Origin of the sequence: Streptomyces capoamus (genome assembly GCF_014654935.1) — a bacterium.
GTDB classification, from domain to species: domain Bacteria; phylum Actinomycetota; class Actinomycetes; order Streptomycetales; family Streptomycetaceae; genus Streptomyces; species Streptomyces capoamus.
Map to the genome: position 1 here is coordinate 46,903 of NZ_BNBF01000015.1, position 9,228 is coordinate 56,130.

The window sequence follows — 9,228 nt, forward strand, 5'->3', positions numbered from 1 at the left end:
GCGGACGGCGGGACGATCACGGACGCGTCGCCGACCGCGGACGGGTCGTACGGGCGCATGACGATCCTCGCGGACGGGATGGTCAAGGTCACCGAGACCGGATGCCGCCCGGACCGCAGCAGAAAGGGGAAGGACGCGCCGGGGTGGATGTCCGGGTCGGTGGCACTGTTGGGGTTGACCAGCCGCATGACCCGGCCGTCCGTGCAGCCTTCGACTCGCCGCACCAGCCGCGTCAGGTCGGCGCAGGTGGCGACCAGCGCCGTGGCCTGGGGCGGGATGCCGGAGGGCCCGGGCTTGCTCCAGGAGACCATCGTCCTTGCGTGGGCGCGGACACCCGGCACCTCGGTGAGCTGCCTCTGCTGCTGGTCGGAGAGCGCCGAAAGTGGCATGGAGTAGTCCTGGACGGGATTGTTCGGCTTGCTCACCTGCTCGAACTCGATCAGCACACCCTGCGCGAGGGACGCCGCGTACACCAGCAGGACCAGGCCGGTGACGACCCGCATGGTGCTGCCGGGCTCGACCTCGTTGCGGCGCATGGCCAGGTTCAGCGCCAGGGACCGGGTGGTGCCGGCCACCTTGCGGGCCAGGAGGTACGACAGCCACGGCAGAGTCAGTACCAGCCCCGAGCCGGTCAGCAGGACCCCGCCCACGACGAGCACCGCGAAGAGGCCGTCACTCGTGGCTGGGTGGTCGGTGAGGCCGGTCGCGCAGAAGCCCGTGACGATGCCAAGGCCCGTGACCAGCAGGAGGCCGCCCCACTTCGTGGGGGGCTTGGGCACGGCCGTGCGCCGTACCGCCAGGGGATTGGCGGCCGCGGTGCGCGCGCTCGCTCGGCCGACGAACCAGGCGAGCGCCGGGCAGCCGAGAAGGCAGACGGCGACGGTGGTCCAGGACAGGGCGCCGTCGGCCGGGTACCAGCGCAACGCGGGCAGGCCGGAGCGGGACATCACCTGGTTGAGAATCCCGTATTCGCCGAGCCCGAGGAGGGCGCCCAGCAGCGCCGCGGCCACGGTCTCGGCGGCGTTGACGCGCTGCGTGCCCTTGGTGCTGAGACCCAGCAGGCGCAGCGCGGCCAGGCGGCGGGTGCGGCTGGCGGCGGAGAGCCGGGCGCACACCGACAGGAAGACGGCCAGGGGAAGCAGGACCAGGGTGGCGAGGGCGAAGCGGAGGTTGGTGAGGGTGGACGGCTCGACGACGGGAGTGGGGGCGTAGGGGTAGCCGAAGGACTGCAGCGCCCCGGTGTCCGCGTCACCGGCGATCTCCTTCCGGGACGTCCCCACATAGGCGTACAGCTCGTCCGGGTCAGCGAGACCCGCAGGGCCGATGCGGCCCTTCTCCCGACCGGGCAGCAGATCCTTGAGGGCGGGCTCCGCACGCAGCAGTTCGTGCAGGCGCGGGGACAGGTACAGTTCGCCGGGTCCGGGGAGTGCGTCCAGGCCGGGCGGCGGTTGTTGCGTGGCCTTGGTTCCGCGGGCGACGAACACCCGGGTGAGCGGCTTGGAGCCGTGCGGATCCCTGCGCTCCAGGACGAGCGCCGAACCCGTGCGCGCCTTGGCCGCCGACGTCGTCTGCGGTTCCCGGGCCGCGGCCCGGGCGTCGTGCGCGTCCAGGATGGCCGGGATCGTCAGCACCAGGGCGAGGCAGCACACACCGAGGGAACCGCCCGCCGCCATGAGGAAGAAGCGGATGCGGCTGCCGCGCCCGGAGCCGAACAGCAGGCGTAGGCCGAGCAGGAACTCCCTCACGCGTCACCCCGCGGGGAGAGAACTCCGTCGGCCATGGTGTAGTGGCTGTCGGCCCGCGCGGCGACGGCCGGATCATGCGTCACCAGGACCACGGCCGTGCCCTGGGAGCGGGCCAGGCTGAGGAACTCCTGCAGCACGGCGGCGGCGTTTGCGCTGTCCAGCGAGCCGGTGGGCTCGTCGGCGAAGACGACCGCCGGACGGTGTACCAGGGCGCGGGCCACCGCGACGCGCTGACTCTGGCCGCCCGACACCTGCGAAGGCCGCCGCTCGCGCAGGTCCGCCAGACCGAGCCGCTCCAGCACCCGGCCGGCCGCCGCAAGAGCGGACTTCTTGCCCTGCCCGCTCAGGCGCAGCGGCAGCGCGGCATTCTCCTCGACGGTCAGTTCGGGCAGCAGTTCCCCGTACTGGAAGACGAAGCCGAACCGCTCCCGGCGCAGCGCGCTCATCTCCTCGTCGGAGAGGCCACCGAGTACGCGCCCTTCAAAGCGCACCTGTCCCCGCGTGGGGGGCAGCACACCAGCCAGGCAGTACAACAGCGAGGACTTGCCCGAGCCGCTCTGCCCAGTGATGGCCGCCACCTCGCCGGGCGCGACGTGGAGATGGGCGTCGCGTACGGCCGGCTGGCTGCCGTAGGAGAGGTCTACTCCGACGGCGGAGAGGATGGGTGAGGTAGTGATGGTTTCCCCCAGGAAAGGGCTGGGGGCCCAGGCGTGACACCTGGGCCCGAAGCGAACCGGCCTGCCGGCTACGGCCGCTTGTAGTGCTTGGTCACCGAGCAGTTGTCGGGGTGGAGCGAGCCCTTGTCCCGGCAGACGCGTATGTAGGCGTTGACGGTGTAGCGCTCGGCGCCGTCCCAGTTGTAGTAGTCGAGCGGAACCGTCTTCTTCTGCTTGCCGTTGTACCGGCTCCAGTCGTAGCCCTCGACCTTCACCTGCATGTACACGTTGTGCCCGTCACCGCTGTCGGTGTCCTGGAGCTTGCCCTTCCACTCGAAGGCACCGTGGTGCTGGCCGGCCGGCCAGAACTTGTACTGGCCGTCGTAGAACTTGGCGCCGCCGGTCGTCAGCGTGGGGATCTTGTGCCAAGAGGCGGCAAACGCGGTACCTGCCCCCGTGGCCCCTGACGGTCAGATCAGGAGCGGGGAGATGCTAGTAACTGTGATCGACAAGGGCAGCGCATATATGCAGGGTGTGACCGTCTTTGGCGCAGTATTGCCGGTGAGACTTTGTCTCCCTGTTGCCCGCTGTTGAGCGAAATCTGAGCATCCGTGTCCGAGGGACTCGAGGTCGGCCCAGCCCTCGGCCGGGGCACGGATCGCCATGCGGCGAGTCGGCCAGTCCCCCTCCGCCCCCGTGAGCCGCGTCATCCGCACCGGCACCAAAGGCTCCGCCGGGCGGCTAGCGTTCGGTCCCGTGGACGACAGGGTGTACGTGGGTTATGCGGGCAAGGACGCGGTGGCGGACCGGGGTTGGCTGCTCGGGCACTTCAAGGATGCCGGTGATCCGCGGCACAGTGAGGCCGTGGAGATCAAGTGGAGTGTCCATCCCCGTGCCGACGCACGGGCGGAGTGGGTGCGGGGTGAGGAACGTACGGCCCTCCTCGTGCTCATCAGCGGACGCTTCCGGGTGGAACTGCCCGGCCGCAGCGTCCTCCTGGAGGAACAGGGTGACTATGTCGTGTGGGGGCGCGGGGTCGATCACTCGTGGTTCGCCGAGGAGGAGTCGGTCGTACTGACGGTCCGCTGGCCGTCCGTGCCCGGTTACGCGGTGGCCGCCGAGGGCGGGGCCGGACCGCGGGCCTGACTGGTCGCGGTGTGCGGTCAGTGCAGGATGCTCACGGCTCGCGCGATGACGAGCAGCGAGGTCATGAGGGCGGAGACGCTCTGGACGGCCATCAGGGCCTTGGCGCGGGTCGACAGGGGCATGGTGTCGGTCGGGCTGAAGGCCGTGGAGTTGGTGACGGACACGTACAGGTAGTCGACCAGGGTGGGGACCCAGTCGGAGGCGCCGCTGGCGCCGTCGGCGACTTCCTGGACCGCGTCGTCGTTCTCGTCCTGGGAGAACCGGAAGTCCGCCAGGGGCAGAGCGGAGCGGGGCAGCTGGGTGCGGCTGACCGGGCCGCCCCGGTCCAGCTCCCAGTAGGCCAGGCCGAAGACGATGATGTTGGTGAGCCAGACCTGCAGCGCCGCCACCAGCAGCGAGCGGCCGTCCTTGACGCCCGCGTACACCAGCTCGTGGACCAGGATGGTCAGCGCCGCGAGGTTGCTGACCGCGATGACGGCCACGAGCGTCAACGACAGCACCCGGAAGGCTCTCGTCTGCCGGGTCAGACGCTTCGGGTTGATCGCGACGAGCGGGACGAGCAGCAGGCATTCCAGGGCGGGCAGCACGTAACGGGGAGCGATCAGCAGCCGTTGCGGCAGGAACAGGTACAGGGCGATCGCGGCGAGCGTGGCCACCACGGCCGGCAGCCTGGCCTCCCCCCTCCGCTCATGCCGGGGGTGCCTGGTCCTGGCGTCCGCACGCGTACGCGCCATACCGCCTTGCCTTCCGGTCGTCACCGTGACATCCCACGGCACCCTCGTCTCTTTCCCCGCAGCCCGGTTTCATGCCGGCGGTGGCCGGGGAAACTCACCGCGGTCCGGGAGGAGCCCGCAGCTCTCCGGCGGCCCGGCCGCCCGTCCGCCGGCCGTCCGCCCGGTCCAGGCGGTCGTCCAGCCAGTCGAAGACCCGCTGTTCGAACAGGGCGCGGCCCATCGGCTCGCAGTGCAGATGGGCGCCCTCCTCCTCGGTGAAGCGCACCAGCTGCTTCGGGCCGGGCAGGAGGTCGTACAGCTCCCGTGCGGCGCCCGGCCAGAAGTGTTCGCCGTCCGGGTCGGTGACCAGCAGCGGTGTGGTGATCCGGCCGGCGACGGGCGTGACGTCGTACCGGGAGACCTCCGTCAGCAGGTCGAACGGTGAGCCGATGCCGTAGGGCTTGGCGCGCCAGCGCCACAGCGCGGAGATGGCCGGCTCCCGGCGCAGGCCCTCCGTCACCTGGGCGTCGAAGGCGGCGCGGTCCCCCGACTCCCACAGGGCGCGCAGGTCGGGGCCGAGGCGGGGCCACCAGCTGTCCACCACCCGGACCACTCCCGGGTCGGCGACCGCGGCGGCGATCCGGTGCTCGAAGGCGAGGGCCCGCGGGACCCAGTACCCGGCCTGGCTGACGCCGGCCAGGGCGAGCCGCCGGGGGTCGACGTCGGGGCGGGCGAGGAGGAAGTCGACCACCGGGGTGATCACGTTCTCCCAGTCGGGCCGGAACGTCACCCCCCGTTCGAACAGCATCGACTGCTGGCCCGGGCCGTCGAAGAGCAGGGCGCGGTACCCGCGGGCCACCGCCGGGGCGCCGAGCAGCGTCCAGGCGGAGCTCACCGGGCCGTCGCTGCCGTTGTTGACGATCAGCGTGGGCAGCGGGCCGGGTGCGTCCGGCGGGCCGACCAGGTAGCCGGGCAGGGACGTGTCCTCGTACGGGATCGCCACCGGCTCGGCGGGCGGGTCCCATGCCCCGAGGAAGCGGTCGAGGCACGCGCGGTGCTCGGGGAACAGCTCGGCCAGCCGTGGTCCGGGATCGGCGGCCGCGTCCACGCCCACCAGCGCGGTGCCGAAGTATCCGGCGGCCCGCAGCCAGCCGTCCCGCGCGCTCACCGTCCGCCCCTGGGCCGCGGCGCGCCCGGCCTGCTCCCCGACCTTGCGGGCCAGCCCGGCCCAGGCCGCGCACCAGGCCTCGCCGTCCCCGTCCGCCACGGCGGAGGCGGTGGCCAGCACCTCGCCCGCGTCGGCGCCCTGCCGCCAGGCCGAGCCCAGGGCGAGCCGGATCTCGTAGTCGAACTGGTCGTTCGTGTGGAAACGGAGGGTCATGGCAGCTCCCGGACGCGTCCTACCCGGCCCCCTCGACCGTCCGCACCGCACGTTCACGCTAGGGGGCTTCCTCCCGGCCCGCACGTCCACCGGCCCCGCGGCCACCCCGCACGAGGCCCCAGGGCCACCCCGCACGACAGGCGGCACCCCGCCCCCCGGCGCCACGATGGAGGGGAGCGGGGCGTGTGGTCCGAAGGGAGGAGCTGCCATGGCTCGGCAGACGGCGACGAAGGCGGCATCCCCGAAGAAGTCCGTCCGCACCGGCGGCGTCTTCCTCTCGTTCGCACCATGGATCATCTTCGGGGTGGTCGCCGGCCCCAGCACCTGGGAGTACGCGGCGCTGGCCGCACTGATCGCCTCGATCGCGCTGTCGGGGAAGGACATGGTGCGCGGCAGGCTCCGCGTCCTCGACATGACCGGCATCGTCTTCTTCGCCGTGCTCTGCGTCCTCGCGCTGGCCCTCGGCCGCGGGCAGCTCGTGTGGGTCGAGACGTACGCGCAGGTCATCTCCAACGGTCTGGTGGCCGTCGTGGCGCTCGGATCGCTGTTCGCCGACCCGTTCACCGCGCAGTACGCCCGTGAGCAGACCCGCCGCGAGGTGTGGGACTCGCCCGTCTTCCTGCGCATCAACCGGGTGCTGACGGCCGTGTGGGGGCTGGCCTTCGCGCTGATGACGGTCTCCACCTGGCTGGCCGTGCGCCACCCCGCCCAGGACGACTGGTTCAACTGGGTCGTCCCCGTCGCCCTGTTGGTCGCGGCCGTGAGGTTCACGGAGTGGTACCCCGAGTCGTACAAGGCACGCGCGGCGCGGGCGCCCGCGTGAGACGGGTACGCGGCACGTCAGGACACGTTTCGGGCATGGCCGGATCCGCGCGGGCGGCCCGGGCGTCTAGCACGGTATGGACCTCCAGAAGCCGCCACCACCGGCGCCGACCCAGCCCGCGCCGACCCAGCCCGAGGGATGCCTCGTCGTCGCCCTCCGCCTCCCGGTGCGGATCGTCGTCCTGGTGCTGGTCGTGCCGGTGCGGATCGTCTGGGACGCGCTCGTCGCCGCCGGCCGGTTCCTGCGGGACACCGTGCTCCGGCCGCTCGGGCGGGCCCTGCTGTGGGCCGGCAGGGCCGTGTTCGTCTGGCCTTTGGTGGGCCTGTGGCGGTACGTCCTGGTCCCCGTCGCCCGGGCGCTCGGAGGGCTCGGCACCGTCCTCGTCCTCGTACCGGCCGGGTGGCTGTACCGGTACGTCCTCACCCCCGCCGGGCATGTCCTCGGCCGGCTGGCACGCGGGCTGGGCGCCGGGTTCGGGTGGGTGTACGCGCGCCTGCTCACACCGGCCGGGCATGCGCTGACCTGGCTGCTGAAGGGCATCGGCGCGGGGCTCGCCGCCCTGGGGCTCGGCGTGTACACCGCCGTCGCCTGGCTGCTGCGGTACCTCCTGGTGGTGCCCGCGCGCGGGCTCCACACCTGGCTCCTCGCGCCCGTCGGCCGGGCCGTCGCCTGGTGCGCAAGGGGGCTGGGCCGGCTGCTGGGCATGCTGGCCGGCGGCGTCGGCCTCGTCCTGTACTGGACGGCCCGCGTCCTGCTCGTGCTGCCCGCGCTCGCGCTGTGGCGCTGGGTGCTGGCGCCCGTCGGCCGGTTCCTCGCGCTCGTCGCGCGCGAGGTCGGCGACGCCCTCGGACACGCCTGGCGGGTCGCCGGGCGGATCTCCCGGGCCGTGGGGCGGGCACTGGGGACCCTCTTCCGGTGGATCTTCGTGGAGCCGGTGCGCTGGGTGTACCGCAGCGTCCTGACCCCGGTCGGGCACGTCGTGCGGTATGCCGTGCTGCGGCCCGTCGCCGCCGGTGCGCGCGCGGTGGGCCGGGTCGCGCGCGAGGCGCTGGCCGCGGCCCGCGACACGGTGCGGCAGGCCCGCGCCGACGTGCGGCGCATGCTGTTCGGCGAGCCGCGGCAGCCGGTGGCGGGGGACCGGCGGGAACCCCTGGGCCGCGACACACGTACTCTTGGTAGGAGTACGACCGCTCTCACGAAGGACTGAACGACACTGGGCAAGCGACAGCCCGAAGGCCCGCCGCCCGCACCCGCGGTGCAGCGCATCCGACTGCGCTACACCAAGCGCGGCCGCCTGAGGTTCACCAGCCACCGAGACTTCCAGCGCGCCTTCGAGCGGGCGCTGCGCCGCGCCGAGGTGCCCATGGCGTACTCGGCCGGGTTCACGCCGCACCCGAAGGTGTCGTACGCCAATGCCGCACCCACCGGCACGGGCAGCGAGGCGGAGTACCTGGAGATCGCGCTCACCGCACCGCGCGACCCGGAGACCCTGCGCGTCCTCCTCGACGAGTCGCTGCCCGCCGGGCTCGACGTCATCGAGGCGGTCGAGGCGCGGACCCCGGGCCTCGCGGACCGGCTGACGGCCTCCGTGTGGGAGCTGCGGCTCGACGGTGTCGACCCGGCCGAGGCCCGGCGCGCCGCCGAGGCCTTCACCGTGGCCGACGCCGTCGAGGTGCAGCGCATGACCAAGAACGGCGTCCGCACCTTCGACGCCCGCCCTGCCGTGGTGAGCCTGGAAACGCACGGTGCGCCGGCTGATAGGCCGACGGACCAGCCCTGTGCGATACTGCGGCTGGTTGTTCGGCACGTGACGCCTGCCGTACGACCCGACGACGTCCTGTCCGGTCTCCGCGCCGTGGCCGACCTGGCGCCGCCGGTCCCCGCAGCGGTGACCAGGCTGGCGCAGGGGCTGTTCGATGCAGGGACCGGCACGGTGACCGACCCGCTCGCGCCCGACCGCGAGGCTGCCGGGGCCCTGACGGCCCAGTCGGCCGCCGCCGCGACGGCGCCGATGCCGGAAGGTCCCGCGTAGGGACGGACGTCGTAGCGCCGCCCTCGTACTCGGGAGCCACCTGGGTCGGGCAGCGCACCGACCAGAAGACTTTCGCCAGGCCGTACCGACAAGGCGTACGGAACCGGCGAGACAGGACACAGAGTGCTCCCGTGCGGCGCCCGCGCCCCGGACGGCGGTCATCGCGCTTCGCGCGGGCCGCGGACGTCAACGGTGGACGGTCCCCAGGGACCGGTGCCGGACCAGGTGCGGCGCCCGGGAGCCTGACGGGAGAAACGCCCGCATGCTCGAGCCGACCGAACCCACCGAGGGTTCCGAACTCAACACCCCCAGCGACACCCTGCCGCCGCGCAGGCGTCGCCGTGCCGCCTCTCGCCCGGCGGGCCCGCCCACCGCGGCCGCCGGGGCACCCGCCGAGGTCACCGTGCCGGCCGTACCGGCCGCCGACGTCGACGAGGTCGCCGACGTGACCGAGGACCTGGAGACCCAGGGCACCGAAGAGGCCGCCGGTACCGAGGAGGCCACCGCTCCGGCGCCCGCCGCCGAGGAGGCCGCTCCGGCGCGTCCGCGTCGTCGTGCCGCCCGTCGTGCGTCGGCGCCGGCCGGTGCACCGGAGGCGGCCGAGGCTGCCGAGACCGTTGTGCCGGTTGTGTCCGGCGAGCCGGAGGAGGCCGTCGTGGCCGAGGCCGGCGCGGTCGTCACCGGTGAGGAGGCCGCGCCGCGTCGTACCCGGCGCCGTGCCACGCGCAGTGT

The 9,228-nt window shown here is 73.1% G+C and carries 9 protein-coding genes and 1 pseudogene; 5 read left to right on the top strand and 5 right to left on the bottom strand.

Annotated elements, in window-relative coordinates; all coding sequences use genetic code 11:
• From IE312_RS22855 to IE312_RS22865, 3 genes are all read right to left on the bottom strand, one after another.
• A partial coding sequence (locus tag IE312_RS22855; RefSeq protein WP_229900305.1) for an ABC transporter permease occupies positions 1–1,745 on the bottom strand: 1,745 nt, incomplete at its 3' end.
• Positions 1,742–2,407 carry an ABC transporter ATP-binding protein gene (locus tag IE312_RS22860; RefSeq protein ID WP_189984335.1) on the bottom strand — a complete coding sequence of 222 codons (666 nt, stop codon included), beginning with the start codon at positions 2,405–2,407 and terminating at the stop codon, positions 1,742–1,744. The genes IE312_RS22855 and IE312_RS22860, both read right to left, overlap by 4 nt.
• 83 nt (positions 2,408–2,490) lie before the next feature.
• Positions 2,491–2,682 (bottom strand): hypothetical protein, encoded by a 192-nt coding sequence (locus tag IE312_RS22865; RefSeq protein WP_189984221.1) that lies wholly within the window; start codon positions 2,680–2,682, stop codon positions 2,491–2,493.
• A 475-nt stretch (positions 2,683–3,157) separates the two neighbouring features.
• Here IE312_RS22865 and IE312_RS22870 point away from each other — a divergent pair, with 475 nt between their 5' ends.
• Positions 3,158–3,547, top strand: coding sequence for a cupin domain-containing protein (locus IE312_RS22870; RefSeq protein WP_189984222.1), 390 nt, complete (start codon positions 3,158–3,160; stop codon positions 3,545–3,547).
• A gap of 17 nt (positions 3,548–3,564) precedes the next feature.
• Here IE312_RS22870 and IE312_RS22875 read toward each other — a convergent pair whose 3' ends face one another.
• Both IE312_RS22875 and IE312_RS22880 read right to left on the bottom strand, forming a co-directional pair.
• Positions 3,565–4,206 carry a hypothetical protein gene (locus IE312_RS22875; RefSeq protein ID WP_229900306.1) on the bottom strand — a complete coding sequence of 214 codons (642 nt, stop codon included), beginning with the start codon at positions 4,204–4,206 and terminating at the stop codon, positions 3,565–3,567.
• A gap of 169 nt (positions 4,207–4,375) precedes the next feature.
• A complete protein-coding gene (locus IE312_RS22880) occupies positions 4,376–5,641 on the bottom strand; it encodes an alpha/beta hydrolase family protein (protein ID WP_189984224.1) in 1,266 nt (421 codons plus the stop codon).
• 208 nt (positions 5,642–5,849) lie between these two features.
• On the opposite strand from IE312_RS22880, the gene IE312_RS22885 reads away from it, so the two are divergent.
• The 4 genes and pseudogenes from IE312_RS22885 to IE312_RS22900 all read left to right on the top strand — a co-directional run.
• On the top strand, positions 5,850–6,464 hold the full coding sequence (locus IE312_RS22885) for a hypothetical protein (RefSeq protein ID WP_189984225.1): 615 nt from the start codon (positions 5,850–5,852) through the stop codon (positions 6,462–6,464).
• Between the two features lie 76 nt (positions 6,465–6,540).
• Positions 6,541–7,671, top strand: coding sequence for a hypothetical protein (locus tag IE312_RS22890; RefSeq protein WP_189984226.1), 1,131 nt, complete (start codon positions 6,541–6,543; stop codon positions 7,669–7,671).
• A 48-nt stretch (positions 7,672–7,719) separates the two neighbouring features.
• The gene (locus tag IE312_RS22895) at positions 7,720–8,496 is read left to right on the top strand and encodes a TIGR03936 family radical SAM-associated protein (protein WP_189984227.1); all 777 of its coding nucleotides are present in this window, start codon (positions 7,720–7,722) and stop codon (positions 8,494–8,496) included.
• 262 nt (positions 8,497–8,758) lie between these two features.
• Positions 8,759–9,228 (top strand): annotated as a pseudogene (locus IE312_RS22900) (Rne/Rng family ribonuclease); the annotation flags it as partial.